Genomic DNA, 25,208 nt, shown 5'->3' with positions numbered 1-25,208 from the left:
AATAAATAAGGTTGACTTCCATTCCGGACAGCCAACCTTACCCTTTAATTATTTCCTCTTAAATAATTGAAATCCACCAAGTACTACTGTAGGGATAGATGCCATTGCTAAAACAAGCAACCATTCACGTCCACTTAACGCTACTGTATGAAAAACGGTTTGAAGAGGTGGGTAATAAATAACAACAATCATCAACAGGGTCGATAGGATTACAGCACCGACTAAGTATTTATTTTCAAATGGATTTCTATGATAAACCGAATACTCACTTCGACAATCAAATACATGGATGAGCTGGGCCATAACAAGAGTGACAAACGCTACCGTTTGAGCTCTCGTTAAATCGTTTGGATCTACTTGTAACGTCATCCAAAAAGCAAGTAAGGTGACAACACCAATCATAAAACCCCGACTTAATATCTTCCATGTTAATCCACGGGCAAACACCCCTTCATTTGGGTTTCTTGGCGCTCGTTTCATAACATCACCCTCTGCTTGGTCCATCCCAAGAGCCATAGCAGGTAAACCATCAGTAACAAGATTAATCCACAAAATTTGAATAGCTACTAAAGGCAGTGGCATCCCAAGCATCATCGCAAATAACATGACTAAAATTTCACCGACATTTGAAGCCATCATATATCGGATAAATTTACGAATATTCTCGTAGATATTGCGCCCCTCTTTAATCGCTGCTTTAATCGTTGCAAAATTATCATCACTCAATATTAGCGAGGAAGCTTCTTTCGCCACATCCGTTCCTGTTATTCCCATAGCAATACCAATGTTCGCTGCTTTAATAGCTGGTGCATCATTTACACCATCCCCCGTCATTGCCACAATATGTCCTCTTGCTTGAAGCGCTTTGACTATTTTTAATTTATGCTCTGGTGACACCCTTGCGTACACATCAACATCATCTACTACCTCTTCAAGCTCTGATACGCTTAATTTAGATAAAGTTTGACCATCAAGTACCTGACCTTTTTTTGTCAAAATGCCTAATTGACTAGCAATCGCCGAAGCGGTAATTTTATGATCACCTGTAATCATGACTGTTTTAATTCCTGCTTGTCGACACTCTTCAATGGAATCTTTCACTTCAGGTCTTGGAGGATCAATCATTCCTTCAAGACCAATTAATGTCAAACCGCGTTCCGCTTCAAAAGGTTGTTTACAAGATTCTTTTGCACCAAGAGGACGGTAAGCAATGGCAATGGTTCTTAATGCACTACTTGCTAAAGATTCAATGACTAAATTAACCTCTGTCTTTCTCTTTGAAGTCAAAGCCTCTTCATTTCCTCCGTACACAATCTTTGTACACTGACCCAAAACAACATCCGGTGCTCCTTTTGTTATGACAAATGATCGACCTTTTTGATCTTTGACAATGATAGACATCATTTTCCTAGCTGAATCAAAAGGAAACTCATCAATTCTTTTATAATGTTGTTCTAACCCTTTTTTTGAATAACCTGCTTTCATCGCTGCAACGACTAGAGCGCCCTCGGTTGGATCTCCATCCATTACATACTCTGTAACTTCTTTTCTAAGCATTCCTTGTTTTACCTTTTTTTCTAGTAAACTCGCATTATTACAAAGCCAGCCAAAGCTAAGCAATTGTTGAAGCTTACGATCATGATTAGGGTTTATTTTCTTTCCATTTTGCATAAAGTTTCCAACGGGTTCATATCCACCACCAGAAATAGTCCAAAGTTGTCCGCCGCTCCATGCATGAGTTACCGTCATTTTATTTTGAGTTAGCGTGCCTGTTTTGTCTGAACAGATAACAGAAGCGCAGCCAAGCGTCTCAACAGCAGGTAATTTTCGAACAATTGCTTTTCGCTTAATCATACGTTGTACACCTAGAGCAAGAGCCACAGTTACAATAGCTGGAAGTCCTTCAGGGATAGCAGCTACAGCCAAGGATACACCAGATAAAATCATCGTATACACATCATGACCTTGTAACACTCCGATAATGACAACGAGGGCTGTGAGAACTAATGCGACGGCAATAAGTATTTTCCCTAATTGCTCAAGGCGTCGTTGAAGTGGCGTAACTAGTGTTGTTGTGGATTGTAAAAGATGAGCTATTTTCCCCATCTCTGTCTTCATTCCTGTTGCAATGACAACTCCAATAGCACTCCCTTGGGTAACAAGTGTACCCATAAAGGCCATATTGGACTGATCTCCTAACTCCACATCTAATCCGCTTAGCGATTGATGGCTTTTTTGAACGGGAACCGATTCTCCAGTAAGAGAAGATTCCTCTATTCTTAAACCATTAGAATTTAATAAGCGAAGGTCAGCTCCTATTCGATCGCCGCTTTGAATTTTAACAATATCTCCTGGAACCACTTCAGCTGACCAGATTTTTTTCCATGTTCCATTTCTAAGAACTTGCATTTGCGGTGCTGAAAGTTCTTTTAAGGCATCCAGTGATTTTTCCGCCTTTCTCTCTTGAACAAAACCAAGGATCCCATTTAATAAAACAATTACCATAATGGTGATTGCATCAATGTATTCCCCTAACATGCCTGAGATAAAGGTAGCTGCTAGAAGAACAAGTACCATAAAGTCCTTAAACTGACCGAGAAAAACAAATAGGGCAGACGGTCTTTTCCCCTCATTAAGCTTATTAGGTCCGTATTTCTTTAACCGCTTATCTACCTCTTTGTCTGTCAATCCTTTTTCAAGGCTTGTTCCAACAGATGAGGTTACTTCATGTTCCTCTAACTTGTACCAATTCATCTCACACACCCCACATGATCTTCATATGTTTTGACTAAGAGGCTTATCCTCTTCTTTATACAAGCCATCATATTCAGTGAAGTCGCAAAACATGCTATACTCAAGAGAGCAAATCTATAGGGTTTTTAAATAGTTGGTACTTCGTTACTTAGTATCATATCAACAACCTTAATGTGAAAGGATGAAACAGCCATGTCATTTGACGGATTTATGACAAGGGCGATGACACACGAACTTGCAACGTTGTTAACGTCAGGACGGATTTCAAAAATATATCAGCCATATAAAACAGAACTTGTTTTTACCATTCGTGCAAAAGGAAAAAATCATCATTTATTACTATCAGCAAATGCAAGTTTTGCTAGAATTCATTTGACAACAGAGAAATACGATAACCCTTCTAGCCCACCTATGTTTTGCATGTTGCTGCGTAAACATTTAGAAGGCAGTTTAATTGAGAAAATTGAACAGCTCGATATGGAGCGCGTCATTATTTTTCATATAAAAAATAAAGATGAACTTGGGGATGAAACATTTAAGCTTCTTTATGTAGAAATCATGGGGAGGCATAGTAACATTACGTTAGTTGACAAAGAGTCAGGAACGATTTTAGACAGTATCAAACATGTTAGTCTGGCCCAAAGTAGTTATAGAACCGTTCTTCCTGGACATATGTACAAGCGTCCACCTGAGCAAAATAAAGCCAATCCATTTGAGCTTGATGCTGATGGTTTACTCAAACGCATCGATTTTAATGCAGGGAAAATGGACCAACAACTAGTCGAACAGATCGCAGGCCTTTCGCCTCAATTAGCAAAAGAAATCATCTTTCGATCTGGATCGATTGTTAACCGAACTACACTGCCAAAAGCCTTTATAACTGTCATGAATCAATTGAATGAACATCACTACCAACCTGAACTTGTAGTGAATGGAAAAGAACTTTTTTACATCATTCACTTAAAACATCTACAGGGGGAACGTAAATCGTTTGAAACGACAAGTGAATTACTTGACCGATTCTATTACGGAAAAGCCGAGCGAGACCGTGTTAAACAACAGGCTCATGATCTAGAACGATTTCTTCGCAATGAGTGGCAGAAAAACAAGAAGAAAATTAAGAAATTAGAGAAAACGTTAATAAATGCCGAACAAGCGAAAGAATATCAAAAACTTGGCGAGCTTTTAACGGCTAATTTACATATGGTAAAGCGTGGCGACAAATCCATTGAGGTCGTTGATTATTACGACGAAGAAGGACGAACGATTACAATCGAACTCGATCCACAAAAACATCCATCAGATAATGCTCAAGTTTATTTTAAGCGTTACACTAAAGCCAAGAATTCAGTTGCTGTCGTTGAAGAACAAATTGTTAAAGCAAAAGAAGAAGTAGAATATTTTGACCTACTTATTCAACAAATGGAAAGTGCGGCTCCAAAAGACATCGAGGAAATACGCGAAGAATTGATAGAAGAAGGCTACATTAGAAGACGTCAAAAACAACAAAAGAAAAAGAAAGAGATTAAACCTCAAATTGAGCACTATTGCTCAACTACGGGAATTGATTTTTTTGTTGGAAAAAATAATAAACAAAATGATTACATTACAAATAAATTTGCTAGACAAGACGAAATCTGGTTGCATACCAAAGATATTCCTGGTTCTCATGTTGTCATTCGCAGTACGGATCCAGACGAACAGACGTTAACTGAAGCTGCTACCGTTGCGGCGTTTTTTAGTAAAGCGAAACTGTCGAGTTCCGTTCCTGTAGATTACACAAAGGTTCGCCATGTAAAAAAACCAAATGGTGCAAAACCTGGTTACGTCATTTACGAGCAACAGACAACAGTTTATGTCACACCTGATGAAGATCTTATACGTTCATTGAGGAAATAGAAGACAATGAATAAGGGTGACGTTTGTGCAGGATTCACCCTTTATTTCTGCAAAAAAGAACTTTGCCTATCATGTTCGTTACAGAGAAAAACAGCAGATCGGTCTTTTCTAGAAAAAAATACTTTCTTTAAGTCTAATGAAAGTATTTTTTTATCGAATAACCCGGCAACCGTGTTGAGCCATTACCACCCTCGACTAGGTTTTCCAACTTCATAGAAACACATCTTGTAATCCGTTTTAGTTTTATGCTTCCTACTTATAAAAAACAGGCTAGTGAAAAGGGTAAAACGGACCTTTTTCGCTAGCCTCTATTAATATTTAATTATTTTACGGCTACAGTTATCGTTGCCAATCCATCTAAAACAGCGGTATGTTGAATCTTTGACATACCCAAGCTTGTCAATACGTGATTTAAATCAGTGTTCGAATAGCGGTGACGCTTCGTTGAAACATTTGACCACATCAATAATGATTCACTCTCAAAACCAGATAAGTCATGTTTTTTTGCATATTGATCTGCCGTTTCCGGACTCATCTTCGGAGAAGGATTTAACATGGAAATAACTCCACCCACTTTTACTACTCGTCTCATTTCTGCTAATCCTTTTTCTGGTTCAGGGAGAAGAAACATGACACAAGTTGATATTGCTACATCTACATAATTAGCGCTAAGAGGTAAGTCATAGGCATCTGCAACTTCAAATAAACTTTCAGTTGAGTCTGTTTGATGAGCAAATAAATCCTTACTTTTCTCGATCATCTCCTTTGAGAGATCAACTCCAATCAGTTGAATAGCCTCTCCCTTACCACGCTCAAGTAAACGTCCTGTTCCACAGCCGATGTCAAGAATTTTTTTGTTATTCCAACTACCAGATAAATTCTTCAATTGATCATGGACGGCTGCTAACCAATTCGTTTGTGCCATTGCGTCAAAATATTCAACGAGGTTATCAAAGTCAGTTCCAGTCATCTTTCTCATGACATCCCCCTTTTGTTGCTGGTACGATTATACTTGTTCAGTCATCCAAGCTTGAGAAGTTGGATCTTTACGCCACTCGTTCAAACGTTCTACCTGGTCTGCTGTAATCGTTCCTTTTTCCTTTGCAACATTTAAAAGCGTTGAATAAGAAGTTAGAACGTGAGTTGGCAGACTAGCTTCTTCAAGTGCATCATACGCTTTTTGAAACTCGTATGTAAAAATAGCGACGACCGCAACCACTTCCGCTCCACTCTCTTTTAGTGCTTCAGCGGCTTGAATAACACTGCCGCCAGTAGAAATGAGATCCTCAACCAAGACAACTTTTTGTCCTTTTTCAATCTTACCTTCAATTTGATTTTGCTTTCCGTGACCTTTGGCGCTACCTCTTACATAAATCATTGGTAAGTCCATTGCCTCTGCAAGCAAAGCAGCATGCGGAATTCCTGCTGTTGCTGTTCCGGCAATCACGTCGACCTCTTTATTTTTCAACATTTCTACAAAACCTGCAATTATGTCTTTTCTAACATTAGGATAGGAAAGAGTTAATCGATTATCACAGTAAATAGGTGATTTAATACCAGATGTCCAAGTAAATGGATTGGTTGGTTGCAGATGAACAGCCCCTATATCTAATAAATGACTCGCAATTTGTTCTTTCATTATTACCCCTCCCAATCTTGTTTCATGGCTTGATATACTTCAAATGGATTCATTGCATTTGTAATGCTTCTTCCTACTACAATTCCGTAACAACCTAATTCTCTTGCTTGGCCTGGTGTAACGACACGTTTTTGGTCGCCTAGAGCGTCCTCCAACCTGCGGATGCCTGGACATACTGTGTAAAAGGTATCTCCACACACTTCGTGAATAAGCGGTACTTCTTTGGCGGAACACACAACGCCATCAACTCCGCTCTCTTTTGCAAAAGAGGCGTAAGAACGAACCACTTCATTAAGCGGTTGTCTAATCAGTAATTCATTTTGCATCGTCAATTCATCTGTACTTGTTAGTTGAGTAACAGCAATTAATAGTGGGCGCTTTTTACTAGCAATGGTTCCTTGCTCTAACCCTTCACGAGCTGCACTCATCATTTTTTTACCGCCAGCAGCATGGACATTGACAATATCAATATCCAAACTAGCTAGTTCCCTCATCGACCTTTGCACCGTATTCGGAATATCATGTAATTTCAAATCGAGAAAAATTCGATGACCTTCATTTTTTAACTCTTCAATGACTTGTCTGCCTTCTCGGTAAAACAACTCCATCCCTACTTTAACAAAAAGAGATTCACCCTTCAGTTGTTCAAGTAAAGAAAGTCTTTTGGCCCTGTCATCTAAATCTAAAGCAATTATAAATGGACGTTGCATGTTTTCCAGCTCCCTCCAATTAAGTCAGTCACTTTATCGACTCCAAGTTCATCTAATAATCCTGGTAACTCATCAATAATCGTTGGACAAACAAATGGGTCGGTGAAATTCGCCGTTCCGACCGCGACTGCACTTGCACCAGCTAGCATAAATTCAACCACATCTTCAGCTGTTTGAACCCCGCCCATTCCGATGATCGGAATGTCAACTGCCTGACTTACTTGATGAATCATTCGAATGGCTACTGGCTTAATTGCTGGACCAGAAAGTCCGCCATATCCATTTGCTAAAATCGGTTTTCTCTTACGTAAATCAATTCTCATTCCAAGTAACGTATTGATCATTGATAAACCATCTGCACCAGCCTCTTCTACGGCACGTGCGATCTCAATAATATCAGCCACATTTGGAGAAAGCTTTACATAAACAGGTTTATCTGAAACATTTTTCACTTCTCTCGTTAACTCAGCAGCTACATGAGGAATCGTACCAAAAGCAATTCCTCCTTGCTTTACATTCGGACAAGAGATATTTAATTCAATCGCATGGACATTTTCTACTTTTGAAAGCTTAGCTGTCGTTTCCACGTAATCCGCAATTTCAGTTCCCGCTACATTTGCCACAATGGGTGTGTTAAATTGACTTAGCCACGGCAATTCTTTATTCATAACCCCAACAAGACCCGGATTTTGCAAACCAATTGCATTTAGCATACCCGCTGTCGTCTCCGCCACACGAGGTGTAGGATTTCCAAAGCGCGCTTCGGCTGTTGTTGCTTTTATCGCAATGGCACCTAGTAGTTCGAGATCAAAATAATTTGCATATTCTTTTCCGAAACCAAAACACCCTGAAGCAGGCATAATTGGATTTCTCATTGAAAGACCTGGTAATTCAACCTTTAATCGACTCATAGCACAACCTCCCCTACCGGAAAGACTGGACCATCTGTACAGACTTTACGATAACTTGTTCCTGTTTCATCGCCTACAACATGACAAACACAGGCAAAGCATGCTCCTACTCCACAACCCATTCGCTCTTCAAGAGATAGAAACAATCTTCTATCACTATAAGTCGATTGTAGAGCGGAAAGCATGGGAGTTGGTCCACACGTATACATGGTGTCAAAGGAAAGCTGTTTTTCTTTGATTACATCAGTAACAAATCCTTTTTCGCCATAAGTCCCATCTGCAGTGACAACATATGTCTCACCAAGTTCTGAAAATTCCTTTTCATAGAAAACATTTTCTTTACTTTGAAAACCAAGTACATGAATGACATTAACTCCACGATTTTTTAATTGCTTTGATAAGTAATAAAGAGGAGGGACACCGATGCCGCCACCGACGAGGATAGCAGTCTCTCCTCGTTCGGTAGCGTCTAATGGAAACCCATTTCCAAGTGGACCGAGAACATCAATCTTTTCCCCTTCTTGTTTGAGGGAAAGACGTCTCGTCCCCTTTCCTTCGACACGATAGAGCATTGTGACGGTTTCTTTCTCCACGTTAACATCACAGATGCTGATCGGTCTTCTAAGCAAAAGATCATCACCAGAATCTACACGTAAATGTAAGAATTGTCCTGGTTCTGTCATTTGTTTAGCAAGAGGTCCTGAACATGTTAATTCCATGATGTTCGCTGCAATGGTCTCTTGTTTGCTAATTGTTAGCCAATCTTTTTTTATCATAGTCCCTCCACCTCTCTTTACAATTGCATTTGTGGCATACTTTCAGAAGAAAACGTAATTGACTCAAGTACTCTTAAAAGTGCTTCGGCAGTATCAATTGACGTTAAACACACCACACCATTTTCAACCGCTTCACGACGGATTCGGAAACCATCACGTGCTGGTTGTTTTCCACGAGTCAATGTATTAATGACAAATTGAGCTTGTCCCTGCTGAATGACATCTAATAGATGAGGTTTTTCCTCACCAATTTTATTTACAACTGTAACAGGGATATTCGCATCCTTAATATAACTAGCTGTACCTGCAGTTGCCATAATATCAAACCCAAGTGCATGGAAACGTTCAACTAAACTCAATGCTTCACCTTTATCTTTATCAGCAACAGTGAACAAGACGGAACCATGAGTTGGAATACTCATACCTGATGCGACCAAGCCTTTATAAAGGGCTTTTTCTAATGTAACATCTCTTCCCATAACTTCTCCTGTAGATTTCATCTCAGGTCCAAGTGTAATGTCAACACGACGAAGTTTAGCGAATGAAAACACTGGTACTTTAACGGAAACTTCTTTAGCCTCAGGCTGATAACCTGTTTCATAACCTAACTGTGGTAACGTTTGGCCAAGCATCACTTTTGTTGCAAGGTTGGCCATTGGCACGCCAGTAATCTTACTTAAAAATGGAACGGTACGACTTGAGCGCGGATTCACTTCAAGCACATATACTTCATCTTTATGCCAAACGAATTGAATGTTTAGTAACCCAATAATTTTCAATCCTCTTGCAATTGCAATTGTACGATCAATTAATTTTTGCTTTAACTCTTCAGGAACTGTTTGAGGAGGATAGACCGCAATCGAATCTCCAGAGTGAACACCAGCTCGCTCAATATGTTCCATAATTCCAGGAATAAAGACATTTTCTCCATCGGAAATTGCATCTACTTCAAGCTCTTTTCCAGTTAAATAACGGTCAACAAGTACAGGATGCTTCGGATTTACATTTACTGCGTTTGTCATATAGTTAAGAAGCTCTTCTTCTTTGTAGACGATTTCCATCGCACGTCCACCAAGTACGTAAGAAGGACGTACAAGAACTGGATAACCAATTCTATTTGCAATCTCAATCGCCCCTTCAACTGAAGTTGCTGTGCGCCCCAAAGGCTGCGGAATATCTAATGAAAGAAGCTTTTGTTCAAACTTATCGCGATCTTCAGCAAGGTCCATGCTTTCCAGTGATGTTCCGATAATTGGAACACCTCGGGCTTCAAGTTCTCCTGCTAAATTGATCGCCGTTTGCCCACCAAACTGAACAATGACTCCTTCTGGCTGTTCTTGCTCAAAAATATGCATAACATCCTCAACCGTTAATGGTTCAAAATAAAGCTTATCTGACGTACTAAAGTCAGTTGAAACCGTTTCTGGGTTATTGTTAATAATAATCGCTTCATACCCTGCCTCTTTAATAGCCCAAACTGTGTGAACCGTTGCATAATCAAATTCTATTCCTTGACCGATCCGAATTGGACCAGATCCTAGAACTAAAATGCTTTTCTTGTCTGTTTGCATCGCTTCATTTTCTTCTTCGTAAGTACCATAAAAATATGGAGTTTCCGATTCAAATTCGGCTGCACAAGTATCCACCATTTTGTATACGGGGCGAATATTGTTTTCTTTACGGACATCCCAAATCATGCGCTCTTCTTGATTCCATAATCTAGCGATAGCGATGTCTGAGAAACCACGTTCTTTTGCTTTTTGTAGAAGTTCAAGGTCATTCGGAGATTCAGTTAATTCTTGTTCTATTGCAATAATTCGTGCTAATTTCTGCATAAAGAAACGATCGATCTTTGTTAATTCACAAAGTGTTTGAACCTCTTCCCCTCTTCTAAGTAACTCTGCTAACTCAAATAATCTTTCATCGTCCGCTTTTTGAATTCGCTTCAGTAAGTCTTCTGTTTCAAGCTTCGCAATTTTTGCATCATAAATATGATCATAACCAGCCTCTAAAGAACGAACAGCCTTGAGAAGAGATTCTTCTAAATTCCGGCCAATGGCCATAACTTCACCGGTAGCTTTCATTTGTGTACCCAAAGAGCGATTCGCCGCTTCAAATTTATCAAATGGCCAACGAGGAATTTTCGATACGACATAATCTAAAGCTGGTTCAAAGCTAGCATATGTTTTTCCAGTAATTGGATTCATTAACTCATCTAAACTATAACCTACAGCAATTTTTGCAGCCATTTTCGCAATTGGATATCCTGTTGCTTTTGATGCAAGCGCTGATGAACGACTTACACGTGGATTTACTTCGATAATGTAGTATTGGTCACTATCTGCATCATGAGCAAATTGTACGTTACAACCACCTTCAATTCCTAATGCACGAATGATGGTTAATGAAGCATTACGTAAGCGTTGGTAATCGCGGTCTGTTAATGTTTGACTCGGTGCTACTACAATTGAGTCTCCAGTATGGACCCCAACTGGATCGAAGTTTTCCATGTTACAAACAACAATCGCTTGATCTTTTGCGTCACGCATCACTTCATATTCTACTTCTTTAAATCCGGCAATACTTTTCTCGATTAAACACTGTGTCACTGGGCTGTATTTAAGTCCACTTGTCACAATCTCACGTAATTGCTCTTCGTCATGGACAATTCCTCCACCCGTTCCACCTAGTGTATACGCAGGGCGCACGATAATAGGGTAGCCGACAGTTTGAACAAACTGCTCTGCTTCTTCAAGTGTATGAACGATTTCACTCTCAGGAACCGGTTGATTTAATTCATGCATTAATGTTCTAAATAAATCACGATCTTCTGCTTTCTTGATCGCATTAAGATCCGTACCAAGTAATTCAATATTGAATCTTTCAAGGATTCCAGCTTCTTCAAGCTCCATTGCCATATTAAGTCCTGTTTGTCCACCTAGAGTGGCTACAATTCCATCAGGACGTTCTTTTCGAATAATACGACTTACGAAGTCTAATGTGATTGGTTCAATATATACACGATCCGCCATCGTTGTATCTGTCATAATTGTTGCAGGGTTCGAATTAATTAAAATAACCTCATAGCCCTCTTCTTTTAAAGCTTGACATGCTTGCGTTCCGGCATAGTCAAATTCTGCAGCCTGGCCAATCACGATTGGACCAGATCCTATAACTAAAATTTTATTAATATCATTACGTCTACCCATTTTTCTTGTCTCCCCTCGTTTAGGCGTGCACAGTTGCTTTTTTTTCTGTTTCCATCATCGTTACAAATGCATCAAATAAATCATTCGCATCGTGTGGACCTGGTGACGCTTCTGGATGATACTGTACGCAAAATGCTGGATACTCAACATGTCTAAGTCCTTCAACTGTACCATCATTAACAGCCACATGTGTTAATTCGAGGTTCGTTCCCTCTAATGAGTCAAGATCTACTGTATACCCATGATTTTGAGCTGTAATCGCTATTTTTCCTGTTGAAATCTCCCGAACAGGGTGGTTAGAACCACGGTGACCAAATTGCAATTTACTTGTCGTTGCTCCACATGCCAAAGCTAATAGCTGATGTCCGAGACAGATTCCAAACACTGGCACTTTTCCAAGCAATCCTTTTATCGTATCAATGGCACCAGGAACATCTACCGGATCCCCAGGTCCATTACTTAACATGATTCCATCAGGATTTAGTCGTAAAATCTCTTCTGCAGTTGTGTTATATGGAACGACAACAACATCGCACTGTCTTGTAATTAATTCTTGAAGGATGCCGTGCTTCATCCCAAAATCAAGAAGAACGACTCTGTTTCCTCTTCCTGGGGCATGGTATGGATCTTTGGTAGATACTCGATGTACTTGATCTTTTACAAATGTTGTTTGTTTCAACTCTTCAATAACAGCATTTGCGTCAACTTCTAATGAACAAATGCGTCCACGGAAAGTACCTTGTTCTCTTATTAAGCGCGTCAGCTTACGTGTATCTATCCCCGAAAGTCCAGGAATATCCTTCGCACGTAGAAGAGTATCAAGTGACTCTTCTTCACGCCAGTGACTTGGTTCTGGCTCATATTCTTTTACAATAAAACCATTAATAGCTGGAGTAATTGATTCAAAATCATCACGATTAATTCCGTAATTTCCAATTAACGGGTACGTCATCGTTACAATTTGACCACAATAAGACGGATCAGATAAAATCTCTTGATATCCAGTCATTCCTGTATTAAAAACGACTTCTCCACTCATTTCTTTATCTGCTCCAAATCCATTTCCTACAAAAATCGTTCCATCTTCTAAAATTAATTGACGCTTCATACTGTCACCTTTCCTTTCTCCCATACAAGTTTTCCATCTACAAATGTATATACTGGCCAACCTTGGCAAACCCAGCCGTTAAATGGCGTATTTTTTCCTTTAGAAAGAAATGTTTCTTTATCAATTGCGCGCTCTTCTTCCAGATTAATGACCGTAATATCAGCAAGTGCGCCTTCTTCAAGTACTCCTGATTGTAGTCCGAATGTTTTAGCTGGTTTTATTGTTAACCAATCAACTAACTGCTTAAGTGTTGCTTTTTCCGCTTTAACTAAATGTGTATAAAGAAGAGGGAAAGCCGTTTCCAACCCAACAATGCCAAGTGGTGCTCGTTCCATCCCTTGTGCTTTTTCCTCTTCGGTGTGCGGCGCATGGTCTGTTGCGATAAAATCAATCGTTCCATCAAGCAATCCTTCCCATAAAGCTGCTTGGTCCTCTTTCGCTCTTAATGGAGGATTCATTTTAAAGTTTGGATCAAGCCCAGGAATGTCATCCTCACAAAGTAATAGGTGATGTGGGGAAACTTCAGCGGTAACGTTAATTCCAGCTTTTTTCGCATCTCTAATGACTCGGACCGATTCCTTTGTACTAACATGACATACATGGTAGTGTGCTCCTGCAGCTTCTGCTAATAAAACATCCCGTGCAATATGAACAGACTCACATACAGATGGAATACCTGGTAGATTATGTTCTGCTGAAAATTTCCCTTCATGTACACATCCACCATGAATTAGTGTATCTTCTTCACAGTGAGCGACAACCGCCATATTCACTTCTGCTGCTTTTTTCATGGCTTGAAGCATGATGTCAGCTGATTGAACACCCACCCCGTCATCTGTGAAAGCAAAGGCTCCTGCCTCTTTAAGAGCTTTAAAATCTGTCAATTCTTTTCCAAGCTGTCTTGTCGTAATGGAAGCATATGGTCGTACACGAACATGGCCTGTTGTCTTAATTTTTTCTTGCATCCACTCCATTTGCTCTTTTGTGTCAGGTACTGGTCTAGTATTTGGCATTGCTGCTATAGTTGTAAAACCGCCTGCTGCTGCAGCTAATGTTCCTGTTTCAATGGTTTCTTTTTGCTCGCCACCTGGTTCACGCAAATGAACATGAGCATCGACAAGTCCAGCTGATACTAATTTCCCTTGTATCTCAACAACTTTTAAGTCATCTGTAGAGTTCGGTGCAGTAAAACTAATTTTACCATCTATAATGTAAACATCCTTTTCAACCAATTCTCCATTACCATCTAAGATTAATCCACCTTGCAGTTTCAATGTCATAACCATTTCCCCCTCTATTTAAGTTAAAGCTCTTTTGACAACCGCTCTTCTAACAGCAACACCATTTTTCATTTGTTTAAAAATTCTAGAACGATCACATTCCACTAATTCACTTGCTAGCTCTACCCCTCTGTTCACTGGAGCTGGGTGCAAAATAATCGCTTCTTTCTTCATTCGTTTTTCCCGTTCTAGCGTTAACCCAAATTGCTGATGATACCCCTCTTTTGACCACTCCATTGATCCATCATGGCGTTCATGCTGGATTCTAAGTAGCATTACAACATCACACTCAAGAAGTGTGTCATCTAATGACACGTGTTCGTATGTTGTATCAAATCCAGCCATCCATTCTCTTGGCCCAGCAATTTTCACTTTAGCTCCTAGACGTGTTAAGACGTCTGCATTAGACCTAGCGACACGACTATGGCGAAGATCTCCTACTATCACGATATTCAAACCAGAAAAACGCTCGAATTCTTGTTGGATGGTAAGAAGATCTAACAACGACTGGGTTGGATGATGCCCACTTCCATCACCACCGTTAATGATTGGAATAGAAATTTTTCCACGAATTTCTTTAAAATAATTATTCTCTGGATGTCTGATGACAAGGGCGTTGGCTCCAATAGCTTCAAACGTTTTAACCGTATCTAGCAACGATTCACCCTTTTGAACACTTGAATTTTCCTCAGAGAAAGACAAGACATGGAGACCTAACAACTTTTCTGCAACTTCAAAGCTATATCTAGTTCGTGTACTTGGCTCAAAAAATAAGTTTGCGATAAATAAATCTTTGTCTACTTTCCATTGCTTTCCTTGTGCAAAATGCTCAGCCTCTTGTAAAATAGTTGAAATTTCGACTGTTGACATTGTTTCTAATGTAAGTAGTTCCCCTTTGATTGCTTCTTGTTCAGTCATTGTCATCATTCAAAACCAGCCTCCTCATTTTGTTAATATGTACAAGTTTAAGTTGAACGAACACGTTTTTATAAAGAAAAACCCTGAGAAGGAGTCCTCCCAGGGTATAAGGTACCAAAAGAGATGCTATACACACTTCTTCCTGAATCCTTATCCCCTTTGAAGTCTCTCTGTACCTCGTTAAAAGGGTCTAAATTAATCTGCTTGGAACATCGGTTTCTTTCCGTAGCTTTCTTGTTTCTCTGGTAAGATCTGATGAAGAATGATTCCAATAATGGCTGCTAGAGCCATACCTGGTATTTGAACATTTTCGTTGACTTGAATAAAGGCTCCACCAATTCCGATGACTAAGATAACCGATGAAATGATTAAATTTCGTTTTAATCCTATATTAATTTCATTATCAATAAGCATTCTTAATCCAGAGGAAGCAATAACCCCGAATAGAAGGATTGATACACCACCCATTACGGCTGTTGGGATCGTCGAGATGAACGCTGCAAACTTACCAATGAAAGCAAAGGTACATGCTAAGACGGCTGCACCTGCAATCACAAACACACTAAACACTCTTGTAATGGCAAGTACTCCGATGTTTTCTCCATAAGTTGTATTAGGTGGACCACCCATTAGTGATGCAATGACAGTTGCTGCTCCATCGCCAAGAATGGAGCGATGTAAACCTGGTTCCTTAATGAAGTTCTTTCCAACTACTTTGCTTAACACCATTTGGTCACCGATGTGTTCTGCTAGTGTGACAATCGCAATCGGCACCATAATGGCAACAATCTGCCAAGAGAACACTGGTGTGTAGGTGACGAATGGAACGATAACATCTGGTAAGGCAAACCATTTTGCTTCTTGGACAGGTGAGAAATCTACGAGTCCAAAGAAGATTGCGGTTATATACCCTCCAATAATTCCAAACATGATTGGAACAAGACTAAAGAATCCTTTAAAGAACATGGTAGCTAGAATCGTGATTAATAATGTAATAAATGCTACAGCGAAAAACGAAGAACTGTATGTTCCTGTAGCAGGATTATTCATCGCCATATCAATAGCGACAGGTGCCAACCCTAAACCGATTACGATAATTACTGGCCCAACGACGATTGGAGGAAGGATTTTCATAATCCAATTCACTCCGCTTGTCTTTATTAAAAGGGCAACAAGTCCATATACAAGTCCTGCCAAGAAACTACCGACCATCGCGCCTTCAGGGCCATTCGTTGCTGTTGCAGCGATGATAGGACCTATGAAAGCAAAAGATGAACCTAAGTAAGCTGGTATTTGACCTCTTGTAATAAGAAGGTAAGCAAGTGTCCCTAACCCACTTGATAGTAAAGCAACTGCTGGGCTTAACCCTACTAAATAAGGAACCAGAATCGTTGCTCCAAACATGGCGAATAAGTGCTGTAAACTAAATACGATCCATTTATCAAACCTTGGTATTTCTCTAATTCCCACTTCTTTTACTCTAGATGACATGATTCTTCCTCCTAGTACTTATAGAAAAACCTCTTTGCGTAGGCAAAGAGGCCGACATGACCTGTCGTATCCAGTCATGCGAACCTCTTATTAGCCTCACAGGACTAATTTAAAGAGATGTCTTATTATTTTTGTTCAATTGTGACTTCATCAGTCTTATCAACTTCACTTAGTTTAGCCACAATTTTTTCGCTTTTAGATGTAGGCACATTTTTCCCTACATAATCTGGTCTAATTGGCAACTCTCGGTGGCCACGATCAATTAGAACAGCTAATTGAATTTGCTCAGGTCTACCTATATCAACTAAGGCATCAAGTCCAGCTCTTACCGTTCTACCTGTATAAAGGACATCATCCACTAGAATGACTTTTCGATCTCTAATATCGACCGGAATATCGGTTCCTTGTATGATCGGTTCTTTATTACTCGATTTCACCGTTAGATCATCACGATAAAGTGTAATGTCAATTTCTCCGACTGGAATTGTTGCACCTTCGATTTGTTCAATTCTTTCAGCTAACCGTTTTGCTAGGTAAATCCCACGAGTTTTGATTCCGATCAAAACACAATTATCGATTCCTTTATTGTGTTCAATAATCTCATGGGCAATTCGTGTTGTTGCTCGTCGTATAGCCTGCTCATCTAAAATCACTCTCGACATTTTTTCCACCTCCATCATCAATCTCTAGAAAACGAAAAAACCTCTCTGTCCATTTAGACATGAGAGGTAGTGACGCAAGCGAATACAGACAGATCTATTGCCTGTAATTCTTTCCGTTTTCCTTCTCAGCCTCACGGGACTGTAGTTAAAGGACTATTAAATTCTTTTATAGTATGACCGACAAGTTTCGCGCTGTCAACCTTTATTTTGTACGAAGAAGGTGTAACAGATTCTCCATCTCTTCAGGAAGAGGCGCTTCAAATACAACTTCTTCTTCTGTACGGGGATGAACAAAACCTAAAACCGCAGCATGCAAAGCTTGTCCTTCGATATCAAACATTTTCTTTTTCGGTCCGTATTTGGGATCTCCTACTAAAGGATATCCAATGTATTTCATATGGACCCGAATTTGATGAGTTCTACCCGTCTCTAATTCACATTGCACATACGTATGATTATCAAAAGTCTCAAGCACTGTAAAATGAGTCACAGCGTCACGACTATTCTCCTCTGTTACAGTCATGCTTTGTCGATCTTTTTTATCGCGACCAATTGGAGCATCAATTGTTCCAATCTCATGTGGAATGACTCCATGTACCACTGCTTTATATAATCTACGCGTTGTCTTTGCCTTTAATTGCTCAACTAAAGATTCATGCGCATGGTCATTTTTAGCGACCATAATTAATCCAGATGTATCTTTGTCTATTCGGTGAACGATTCCAGGTCTTATCACACCGTTAATTCCAGATAAGTCTTTACAATGATACATTAAAGCATTAACAAGCGTACCAGAGGAATGACCTGGTGCTGGATGAACGACCATCCCTCTAGGTTTATTAACAACAATCACATCTTCATCTTCGTAAGCTATATCTAAAGGAATATTTTCTGCGACTACTTCTAGTTCCTCTGGATCTGGGATATCTAGAGTAATAACATCACCAGTTTCCACTTTATAGTTCGTTTTCACTTCACTATCATTCACTTTAAGATGGCCTTCTTTAATCCAAATTTGCACTTGGGTACGTGACCAATTTTCATTTAAAGTAGTGATCAACTTATCAATTCGTGTACTTTTTTGCTCAGGTGTTACTTTCCATTCAAAACTTTCCATTACTTTGGCTCCTTCTTTTGTTGACGTTCATCTTGAATCATTTTTATAAATAACAGGCCTACACCGATACAAAGAGCTGCATCAGCCACATTAAAGATTGCAAAATTATAACCGAATATATATGTATCAACGAAGTCTACTACTTCTCCTCGGAACAAACGATCAATGAAATTTCCGACCGCTCCACCCAAGATAAGGGCTAATGATACACCAAACAACGCACTATTCTTCGCCTCTTTTTGCATGTAATAAACAATACCGACTATAACAATGATTGTAACAATATAGAAAAACCACATCTGACCTTGAAGAATCCCAAAAGCAGCTCCTTTATTTCGATGAGATGTAAAATAAAGAACTCTCTCAATTAGCGTAATTCTCTCCCCAATCACCATTTGCGTATCTACTATCCACTTACTAATTTGATCAATAACTAAAACAACCAATGCTATCATATAATACTTCATCGTCATCCCCCGATCTCGTCCACATCTTTCCATGAATAGCATTATAGCACAAAAAGAGGGGGATAGCCCCCTACTTTCCGTTCAAGTATTGATCGTAATGGACATTTCGCTGAAAAACAACATCTTCATCACCAGTATAGCCTTCAATCCCAGTGGATAAAAATCCTTCAATTTGCTCAACGTAACCAATTAGCTCCCCTGTCTCTTCTAGAGAAGAATCTTCAAATACCATTGGTAATTCATTAAATTTAGCAACAGATTGGTAAGCATCCTCTGCATCAAATTCGGTTTCATCATCATCTTGATCAAAATTATACTTTCTAAAACCTCCTAATACCGCTTCTTCTGAAGGTCTTCCATCGGTGATGCGATTATCAACTACTTCAACAACAGTACGAGCTGCTGGGCTAGCTTCTAATCGTTCGTATGGGATCGTTTTTCCAGTAACCTCACAAATACCAAACGTTCCTTGATTAAACTTTTCTAATGCATGCTCAATTTCTTCATGTTCTCTTTCAAGCTGTTCCAGTAACGCAAAGTCCTTTTCACGCTCATAAAGGTCAGTCGCAGCATCAGCTGGATGGTTATCATATTGAGACAATTCACCTGTAGAAAAAGACAATGTACGACTTTGCTCCTCTTTAAAATGGTGATTAATTCGTTCATCCACTATCTTCAACCGTTCCTCAAGTGATTGTTTTATCTTTGTATAATCGGTCATTTCATCTCCCCCTAACTAACAACTCACGTCTATAGACGCTCATTCCTTATTGTGACCATGTAAAGCAGATGTAGCCAACACAACTTTTAACAGCATAAAAAAGAAGCTAGCCGTCTTTAAAGCAATGAGTGGAACTGCTTGTTCTTTAAAGTGAACGACAAATAGGCTTCTTGTAGGTCAGCGGATAGTGTGTGGAGCGATTACCTCCAAATTATCCTCATGCTTCTAGGAAACGCTTTTTTATCTATCTCATTTTTAATACATAATTAAAAAACCACTGTATTAAACAGTGGTTCAGCATTCTTATACATAGTATTTTGTAACTGTATCCGCACATGATGAGCATAAGCCAACATGTTCTTCATGTGTACCAACAGATGTTGATACAACCCAGCAACGTTCACATGTTTCTCCGTCAGCAGGTTGAACAACAATCGCTAATTGTTCAAACGTCACTGCCTCTTCAGGGGCTTCGTTCGCTTCTCCAGCGAGTTCCACATGAGAAACAATAAACAACTTCTCAAGAGCCGGAATAGAGCCAAGAAGGGTACGAACCTCTCCACTTGTGTATAACGTAATGGACGCCGTGAGTGATTTACCAATTTTCTTGTCATTTCTCGCTTGTTCGAGAGCTTTTAAAACATCATCTCTTACAGCCATAAAATGACTCCATTTTGCTTTTAACTCTCCAACATCACCGAACGTTTTCCCCTCAGGCATATCGGTAAGTTGCACGCTCTCCTCACTTACACCCGGAATATGTTCCCAAACTTCATCTGCGGTATGACTTAAAATAGGAGACACTAACTTTGTAAGAGCGACAAGCACGTCATACATAACCGTTTGAATCGCACGGCGATTTGGATGATCCGCATGTTCAATATAAAGAGTGTCCTTAGCTAAATCCATATAGAAAGAACTTAAATCAATGGTACAGAAATTATGGATCGCATGGTACACCGTTGAAAATTGATATTGATCATAGGCTTCCTTCACCTTTTCAACGACTTCATTCAACTTGACGACCATGAAAAGATCTACACCTTTTAGATCTGTTACATAATTTGTTTTTGGATCAAAATCATGTAAATTCCCTAATAAGAAACGGAATGTATTACGAATTTTACGATATGATTCTGATACTTGTTTTAATATTTTATCGGATACACGTACATCTGCCTGATAATCAACAGAAGCAACCCATAGACGAAGAATATCTGCACCTAATTGTTTCATAACGTCATTAGGAACTACTACATTCCCAATAGACTTACTCATTTTACGGCCTTGACCATCTAGAGCAAAACCATGACTTAAAATCCCTTTATAAGCAGACTTACCTGTAACGGCAACACTAGTTGAAAGAGATGAGTTAAACCAGCCACGGTATTGATCCGACCCTTCTAAATATAAATCAGCAGGGCGAACTAGATCATCACGTTCTTCTAAGACCGCTTGGTGAGAAGAACCTGAGTCAAACCACACATCCATAATATCCATCTCACGTGTGAAAGTTCCATTTGGACTATGTTCAGATGTAAATCCTTCTGGTAACAATTGATCGGTATCCCACTCAAACCAAATGTTTGAGCCATGTTCGCGGAAAAGCGATGATACGTGATCAATCGTTTCATCAGTGATAATTGGCTCTCCATCTTCACCATAAAATACAGGAATCGGTACTCCCCATGCACGTTGGCGTGAAATACACCAATCACCGCGGTCACGAACCATGTTGAATAGACGAGTTTCTCCCCATTTTGGAACCCACTCCACTTCTTCAATTGCTGCTAACAACTCATTACGGAAGTTTTCAATGGAAGCAAACCATTGAGCAGTCGCACGATAAATGACTGGTTTTTTTGTACGCCAGTCATGCGCGTATGAATGAGTAATAAACGTTAATTTCATTAATGCGCCTACTTCTTCAAGTTTTTCTGTGATAGGCTTGTTGGCAGCATCGTAGAATAACCCTTCAAATCCAGGAGCTTCCGCCGTCATATTTCCTTTATCATCAACCGGACAAAGAACATCTAAACCATACTTTTGACCGACGATAAAGTCTTCTTCACCGTGTCCAGGAGCAGTATGAACACAACCAGTACCAGCATCTAACGTTACATGCTCTCCACACATAACCAATGACTCACGTCCGTAAAGAGGATGTACCGCTTTTACAAATTCTAATTCTGCACCTTTTACAGTTTTTAACACTTCTGAGTTTTCCCAATCGAATTCTTTTTCAAGTGCTTCTTGCAAACCAGCTGCTACGACATACTTTTGATCGTTTACTAACACAACATTATAATCTAGCTCAGGATGAACAGCGATCCCTAAGTTAGCTGGAATGGTCCATGGCGTTGTTGTCCAGATAATCATTTTCTCATCACCATCTAAGACGCCATTTCCTTCACTCACATTAAAAGCAACATATATAGATGCTGAACGCTTATCTTGATATTCAATTTCAGCTTCAGCAAGAGCTGATTCAGAAGAAGGAGACCAGTATACTGGTTTTTTCCCTTTATAAATAAAGCCTTTTTTAGCCATTTCACCAAACACTTTAATTTGTTGAGCCTCATATGATTTATCTAACGTAACATATGGGTTCCACCAATCACCTCGAACACCTAGTCTAATAAACTGTTCACGTTGTCGATCAATCTGTTGTCTAGCGTATTCTTCACAAAGTTTACGAAACTCAGCAACACTCATTGATTTACGGTTAACTTTCCCACTTTTCGTTAGAGCTGTTTCAATTGGCAAACCATGTGTATCCCAACCCGGGACGTAAGGAGCATTAAACCCACTCATTGATTTATAACGAACAATAAAATCTTTCAAAATTTTATTAAGCGCGTGTCCCATATGGATATCCCCATTCGCATATGGAGGACCATCATGCAAAACAAAAGAAGGACGACCCGACGTTCGCTCTTGTACCTTTTTATAGATATCCATCTCAGCCCATTTTCCTTGTCTTTCTGGCTCACGATTTGGTAAATTCCCTCTCATTGGAAATTCTGTTTTTGGCATTAATAATGTGTCTTTATAATCCATCTTTTCTTCCTCCTAAGGATAGCCTACTAAAAAATTTGAATAGCAAAAGGATACCTCATTTCACATTTTGGGTATTCACTAAATCAAATGTTTAAGTGCATGAGAATTCATCACTAAAACACAAAAAAACTCCTCTCCCTAAAAAAGGGACGAGAAGTTAACCCGTGGTACCACCCTGTTGAAAAGGATATACCTTTCCACTCGTAATTCGTAACGTGAATGAATCGTTGCAGCCTACTTTATACTTCAGTGCAAAACTAAAGGGTGATTTTCCAATGTGAACGTGATCAGGCTTACACCATCCCTGAATCGCTTTACACGCTTGCTACACTGTACTCGTCCCTATCATCGTCTTAACATATATTTTAATGAGTATCATTATATGATAGCCCACGAAGAAGTGCAAGTCAGTAAGTAAAAATCGAACTACTAACGTTCCTCAAAAGCTTCCTCTTCTTTCGTAACCTCGTCCCAATCATCTGTTTGTAGCATTTCTAACTGTGCTTCAATCAACATTTTAAAACGCATTTTATAAACAGATGCCTGTTTCTTTAATTCTTCCATATCCATCATTACTTTTCTTGACTTTGACAAAGCATCATTAATAATACGATCAGCATTTTTTTCCGCTTCTTTAACAATTAATTGCGCTTCTTTTTGAGCATTTCTTCTAACTTCTTCAGCCGCTTCTTGTGCAACTAAAATCGATTTATTCAAAGTCTCTTCGATGTTTTTGAAATGACCAAGCTTTTCATCGAGGTCCGTCACTTGTTCAAAAAGTTCCTTTTTTTCACGAAGCACCGCTTCATAGTCTTTTATCACTTGATCTAGGAACTCATTAACCTCATCTTCATCATATCCTCGAAATCCTTTTGTAAATTCTTTATTATGGATATCTAAAGGGGTCAAAGGCATGTTAGCCACCTCCATGTTGTAGTCTCGTTAATATTAAGTACTCTAAGTTGAAGAAAAAATTAACGTTGTTGTCTTATTTCGACAAGAATGGCATAAATCCTTCATTTTTTTTATTTTTTCTTATCGTTTACGTCCTAAACGTAATCGATATTTCTCTTTTTTCGTCATACCCTCAATAGCCAAGACTTTTGACCGTCCATAATGACGAACAGATAGGTAATCGCCCTCTGCAATCAAGAAGTCCGTTTTGTCGACTACTTTCCAGTTTACCTTCACTAATCCTTTTTCAATTAATGGAGTGACTTTTGTTCGTGAAAGCTTGTACATTTGTGCAATAACAACGTCCAATCTCATAGAAGAAGCGGTTACAGTCACTTCATCCCATTCATCTTTAGGCTTAATGTGCTCAGATAATGAAATTCGATTCAATCGAACGGTAGCTTTTCCAATTGTTTGTAAGTTCAATTCTACATAATCGGCTATCTCAGTAGCAACGACTATTTGAGTTGTTTCCTCACTAAGAAAGATGTCACCAAACTTTTCTCTTTTTACTCCAAGGTTCATCATGGCACCCAGAACATCTCGATGTTCTAATGTAACAAATTTAGAAGGATAGACTATGTCAAATAAAGTTAATTGATAATCTTCTATCGCTGTTTCTAAATACGAGGGTACTAACCGCATGCGACATCGCTCTGCATAACGAGAGCCTCCCGAAAATGAGAGGCTCACATCATCATCATGTCCAATTATTCCTCGAACAATTTGTTGTTGTCTCGGATCAAGAAAGTCACTTAACCGCTCCAAGTGGCGAACAGCAACTGCCTCTTGCCATTCGAGCACTTGATCGACAAATGGACGCTCTTCCTCACGAAAGTGCTGATAAATACTAATTGTTGCTCACTCCTAACTGTTAAATACCAAACAGGGCTCGCACGCCACCTCCGGCTAAACGTAAAACAATAATTGCTACGATAGGAGATAAATCAATCATTCCAAGTGGAGGGACAAATTTTCTAAATGGTTCGAGATATGGTTCTACGATTCTTCCAATGAATTGTCCTATGGAAGATTCACGTGCGTTAGGAAACCATGACATTAAAATATAACCAATAATGAAAAAAGAATAAATATAAATCGCATTATAAAGTAATCCACCGATTAACTGCAAAAACATTCACCACCTTCTACTATGCTTCAAAATGCTCTTTCATCATTTCTGTAATGGTACCTGATACGTCTACGTTATCAGGTGTGCAAAGAAAGATGTCAGTACCAATTTTTTGTATATCCCCACCAATAGCATACACTGTTCCACTTAAAAAATCGACTATGCGCTTTGCTTGATCGTAAGAAATTCGTTGTAAATTGATAATAACGGCTTTACGATTTTTCAGATGATCAGCTATTTCTTGGGCCTCATCGTATGTTCGTGGCTCAAGTAAAATTACTTTTGTACCTTTTTGAACACTTTGTAGACTAACTACATTTTGAGGGGTAACCGCTGGCTGTTGCTTTAGCTGTTGACTTCTTGAACGACGTTTCGGTTCATTATCCTCATTCATAAAACG

The 25,208-nt window shown here is 39.3% G+C and carries 22 protein-coding genes and 1 other annotated feature; of the genes, 2 read left to right on the top strand and 20 right to left on the bottom strand.

Features of this window, described 5'->3' with window-relative positions; genetic code table 11:
• Positions 1 to 48: 48 nt before the first annotated feature.
• Positions 49 to 2,754 carry a calcium-translocating P-type ATPase, SERCA-type gene (locus PQ474_RS01315; RefSeq protein ID WP_273839830.1) on the bottom strand — a complete coding sequence of 902 codons (2,706 nt, stop codon included), beginning with the start codon at positions 2,752 to 2,754 and terminating at the stop codon, positions 49 to 51.
• A 192-nt stretch (positions 2,755 to 2,946) separates the two neighbouring features.
• On the opposite strand from PQ474_RS01315, the gene PQ474_RS01310 reads away from it, so the two are divergent.
• Complete coding sequence (locus tag PQ474_RS01310; RefSeq protein ID WP_273839828.1) at positions 2,947 to 4,653, top strand: Rqc2 family fibronectin-binding protein; 1,707 nt, start codon at positions 2,947 to 2,949, stop codon at positions 4,651 to 4,653.
• A gap of 322 nt (positions 4,654 to 4,975) precedes the next feature.
• Here PQ474_RS01310 and PQ474_RS01305 read toward each other — a convergent pair whose 3' ends face one another.
• From PQ474_RS01305 to PQ474_RS01225, 17 genes are all read right to left on the bottom strand, one after another.
• The gene (locus PQ474_RS01305; protein ID WP_273839827.1) at positions 4,976 to 5,632 is read right to left on the bottom strand and encodes a class I SAM-dependent methyltransferase; all 657 of its coding nucleotides are present in this window, start codon (positions 5,630 to 5,632) and stop codon (positions 4,976 to 4,978) included.
• A gap of 27 nt (positions 5,633 to 5,659) precedes the next feature.
• Positions 5,660 to 6,292 carry an orotate phosphoribosyltransferase gene (pyrE, locus tag PQ474_RS01300; RefSeq protein WP_273839824.1) on the bottom strand — a complete coding sequence of 211 codons (633 nt, stop codon included), beginning with the start codon at positions 6,290 to 6,292 and terminating at the stop codon, positions 5,660 to 5,662.
• Between the two features lie 2 nt (positions 6,293 to 6,294).
• Positions 6,295 to 7,002 (bottom strand): orotidine-5'-phosphate decarboxylase, encoded by a 708-nt coding sequence (pyrF, locus tag PQ474_RS01295; protein WP_273839822.1) that lies wholly within the window; start codon positions 7,000 to 7,002, stop codon positions 6,295 to 6,297.
• Positions 6,984 to 7,913: a dihydroorotate dehydrogenase gene (locus PQ474_RS01290; protein WP_273839820.1), complete on the bottom strand. Its 930-nt coding sequence runs from the start codon at positions 7,911 to 7,913 to the stop codon at positions 6,984 to 6,986. Before PQ474_RS01290 ends, pyrF begins: the two co-directional genes overlap by 19 nt.
• Positions 7,910 to 8,689, bottom strand: coding sequence for a dihydroorotate dehydrogenase electron transfer subunit (locus PQ474_RS01285; RefSeq protein WP_273839819.1), 780 nt, complete (start codon positions 8,687 to 8,689; stop codon positions 7,910 to 7,912). The genes PQ474_RS01290 and PQ474_RS01285 overlap by 4 nt, the downstream gene beginning before the upstream one ends.
• A 17-nt stretch (positions 8,690 to 8,706) precedes the next feature.
• Positions 8,707 to 11,898, bottom strand: a complete 3,192-nt coding sequence (carB, locus tag PQ474_RS01280; protein WP_273839817.1) for a carbamoyl-phosphate synthase large subunit — start codon at positions 11,896 to 11,898, stop codon at positions 8,707 to 8,709.
• Between the two features lie 19 nt (positions 11,899 to 11,917).
• On the bottom strand, positions 11,918 to 13,006 hold the full coding sequence (locus PQ474_RS01275; protein ID WP_273840286.1) for a carbamoyl phosphate synthase small subunit: 1,089 nt from the start codon (positions 13,004 to 13,006) through the stop codon (positions 11,918 to 11,920).
• On the bottom strand, positions 13,003 to 14,286 hold the full coding sequence (locus PQ474_RS01270; RefSeq protein ID WP_273839815.1) for a dihydroorotase: 1,284 nt from the start codon (positions 14,284 to 14,286) through the stop codon (positions 13,003 to 13,005). Before PQ474_RS01270 ends, PQ474_RS01275 begins: the two co-directional genes overlap by 4 nt.
• 18 nt (positions 14,287 to 14,304) lie before the next feature.
• A complete protein-coding gene (locus PQ474_RS01265; protein WP_273839813.1) occupies positions 14,305 to 15,213 on the bottom strand; it encodes an aspartate carbamoyltransferase catalytic subunit in 909 nt (302 codons plus the stop codon).
• 186 nt (positions 15,214 to 15,399) lie between these two features.
• Entirely contained in the window at positions 15,400 to 16,695 is a 1,296-nt protein-coding gene (locus tag PQ474_RS01260) for a solute carrier family 23 protein (RefSeq protein ID WP_273839811.1), read from the bottom strand.
• A gap of 125 nt (positions 16,696 to 16,820) precedes the next feature.
• Complete coding sequence (gene pyrR / locus PQ474_RS01255) at positions 16,821 to 17,357, bottom strand: bifunctional pyr operon transcriptional regulator/uracil phosphoribosyltransferase PyrR (RefSeq protein WP_273839809.1); 537 nt, start codon at positions 17,355 to 17,357, stop codon at positions 16,821 to 16,823.
• A 202-nt stretch (positions 17,358 to 17,559) separates the two neighbouring features.
• Complete coding sequence (locus PQ474_RS01250) at positions 17,560 to 18,474, bottom strand: RluA family pseudouridine synthase (protein ID WP_273839808.1); 915 nt, start codon at positions 18,472 to 18,474, stop codon at positions 17,560 to 17,562.
• Positions 18,474 to 18,941: a signal peptidase II gene (lspA, locus tag PQ474_RS01245; protein WP_273839806.1), complete on the bottom strand. Its 468-nt coding sequence runs from the start codon at positions 18,939 to 18,941 to the stop codon at positions 18,474 to 18,476. The genes PQ474_RS01250 and lspA overlap by 1 nt, the downstream gene beginning before the upstream one ends.
• Positions 18,942 to 19,011: 70 nt before the next feature.
• The gene (locus tag PQ474_RS01240; RefSeq protein WP_273839803.1) at positions 19,012 to 19,662 is read right to left on the bottom strand and encodes a TraR/DksA C4-type zinc finger protein; all 651 of its coding nucleotides are present in this window, start codon (positions 19,660 to 19,662) and stop codon (positions 19,012 to 19,014) included.
• 303 nt (positions 19,663 to 19,965) lie between these two features.
• Positions 19,966 to 22,722, bottom strand: a complete 2,757-nt coding sequence (ileS, locus tag PQ474_RS01235; protein WP_273839801.1) for an isoleucine--tRNA ligase — start codon at positions 22,720 to 22,722, stop codon at positions 19,966 to 19,968.
• A gap of 142 nt (positions 22,723 to 22,864) precedes the next feature.
• Positions 22,865 to 23,080: a binding site (T-box leader), on the bottom strand.
• A 71-nt stretch (positions 23,081 to 23,151) separates the two neighbouring features.
• The gene (locus tag PQ474_RS01230; RefSeq protein ID WP_273839800.1) at positions 23,152 to 23,637 is read right to left on the bottom strand and encodes a DivIVA domain-containing protein; all 486 of its coding nucleotides are present in this window, start codon (positions 23,635 to 23,637) and stop codon (positions 23,152 to 23,154) included.
• Positions 23,638 to 23,757: 120 nt separating this feature from the next.
• Positions 23,758 to 24,321, bottom strand: coding sequence for a YlmH family RNA-binding protein (locus PQ474_RS01225; protein ID WP_337956295.1), 564 nt, complete (start codon positions 24,319 to 24,321; stop codon positions 23,758 to 23,760).
• 35 nt (positions 24,322 to 24,356) lie between these two features.
• Here PQ474_RS01225 and PQ474_RS26285 point away from each other — a divergent pair, with 35 nt between their 5' ends.
• The gene (locus tag PQ474_RS26285) at positions 24,357 to 24,530 is read left to right on the top strand and encodes a hypothetical protein (protein WP_337956294.1); all 174 of its coding nucleotides are present in this window, start codon (positions 24,357 to 24,359) and stop codon (positions 24,528 to 24,530) included.
• 20 nt (positions 24,531 to 24,550) lie between these two features.
• Here PQ474_RS26285 and PQ474_RS01220 read toward each other — a convergent pair whose 3' ends face one another.
• Both PQ474_RS01220 and PQ474_RS01215 read right to left on the bottom strand, forming a co-directional pair.
• Entirely contained in the window at positions 24,551 to 24,814 is a 264-nt protein-coding gene (locus PQ474_RS01220; protein WP_390186058.1) for a YggT family protein, read from the bottom strand.
• 13 nt (positions 24,815 to 24,827) lie between these two features.
• Entirely contained in the window at positions 24,828 to 25,202 is a 375-nt protein-coding gene (locus tag PQ474_RS01215) for a cell division protein SepF (RefSeq protein WP_390186149.1), read from the bottom strand.
• Positions 25,203 to 25,208: the final 6 nt, after the last annotated feature.

The sequence above is a fragment of the Halalkalibacter alkalisediminis genome (assembly GCF_028610705.1).
GTDB lineage: Bacteria > Bacillota > Bacilli > Bacillales > Bacillaceae_D > Halalkalibacter > Halalkalibacter alkalisediminis.
The sequence above is the reverse complement of the archived record's forward strand: the minus strand, read 5'-3'. Positions and strand labels throughout refer to the sequence as shown.

Excerpts from the sequence above, each read along its gene's own strand:
- PQ474_RS01315 (WP_273839830.1), bottom strand. The coding sequence starts at position 2,754 with ATGAATTGGTACAAGTTAGAGGAACATGAAGTAACCTCATCTGTTGGA.
- PQ474_RS01310 (WP_273839828.1), top strand. The coding sequence starts at position 2,947 with ATGTCATTTGACGGATTTATGACAAGGGCGATGACACACGAACTTGCA.
- PQ474_RS01305 (WP_273839827.1), bottom strand. The coding sequence starts at position 5,632 with ATGAGAAAGATGACTGGAACTGACTTTGATAACCTCGTTGAATATTTT.
- pyrE (WP_273839824.1), bottom strand. The coding sequence starts at position 6,292 with ATGAAAGAACAAATTGCGAGTCATTTATTAGATATAGGGGCTGTTCAT.
- pyrF (WP_273839822.1), bottom strand. The coding sequence starts at position 7,002 with ATGCAACGTCCATTTATAATTGCTTTAGATTTAGATGACAGGGCCAAA.
- PQ474_RS01290 (WP_273839820.1), bottom strand. The coding sequence starts at position 7,913 with ATGAGTCGATTAAAGGTTGAATTACCAGGTCTTTCAATGAGAAATCCA.
- PQ474_RS01285 (WP_273839819.1), bottom strand. The coding sequence starts at position 8,689 with ATGATAAAAAAAGATTGGCTAACAATTAGCAAACAAGAGACCATTGCA.
- carB (WP_273839817.1), bottom strand. The coding sequence starts at position 11,898 with ATGGGTAGACGTAATGATATTAATAAAATTTTAGTTATAGGATCTGGT.
- PQ474_RS01275 (WP_273840286.1), bottom strand. The coding sequence starts at position 13,006 with ATGAAGCGTCAATTAATTTTAGAAGATGGAACGATTTTTGTAGGAAAT.
- PQ474_RS01270 (WP_273839815.1), bottom strand. The coding sequence starts at position 14,286 with ATGACATTGAAACTGCAAGGTGGATTAATCTTAGATGGTAATGGAGAA.
- PQ474_RS01265 (WP_273839813.1), bottom strand. The coding sequence starts at position 15,213 with ATGATGACAATGACTGAACAAGAAGCAATCAAAGGGGAACTACTTACA.
- PQ474_RS01260 (WP_273839811.1), bottom strand. The coding sequence starts at position 16,695 with ATGTCATCTAGAGTAAAAGAAGTGGGAATTAGAGAAATACCAAGGTTT.
- pyrR (WP_273839809.1), bottom strand. The coding sequence starts at position 17,357 with ATGTCGAGAGTGATTTTAGATGAGCAGGCTATACGACGAGCAACAACA.
- PQ474_RS01250 (WP_273839808.1), bottom strand. The coding sequence starts at position 18,474 with ATGGAAAGTTTTGAATGGAAAGTAACACCTGAGCAAAAAAGTACACGA.
- lspA (WP_273839806.1), bottom strand. The coding sequence starts at position 18,941 with ATGAAGTATTATATGATAGCATTGGTTGTTTTAGTTATTGATCAAATT.
- PQ474_RS01240 (WP_273839803.1), bottom strand. The coding sequence starts at position 19,662 with ATGACCGATTATACAAAGATAAAACAATCACTTGAGGAACGGTTGAAG.
- ileS (WP_273839801.1), bottom strand. The coding sequence starts at position 22,722 with ATGGATTATAAAGACACATTATTAATGCCAAAAACAGAATTTCCAATG.
- PQ474_RS01230 (WP_273839800.1), bottom strand. The coding sequence starts at position 23,637 with ATGCCTTTGACCCCTTTAGATATCCATAATAAAGAATTTACAAAAGGA.
- PQ474_RS01225 (WP_337956295.1), bottom strand. The coding sequence starts at position 24,321 with ATGCGGTTAGTACCCTCGTATTTAGAAACAGCGATAGAAGATTATCAA.
- PQ474_RS26285 (WP_337956294.1), top strand. The coding sequence starts at position 24,357 with ATGAGAGGCTCACATCATCATCATGTCCAATTATTCCTCGAACAATTT.
- PQ474_RS01220 (WP_390186058.1), bottom strand. The coding sequence starts at position 24,814 with ATGTTTTTGCAGTTAATCGGTGGATTACTTTATAATGCGATTTATATT.
- PQ474_RS01215 (WP_390186149.1), bottom strand. The coding sequence starts at position 25,202 with ATGAATGAGGATAATGAACCGAAACGTCGTTCAAGAAGTCAACAGCTA.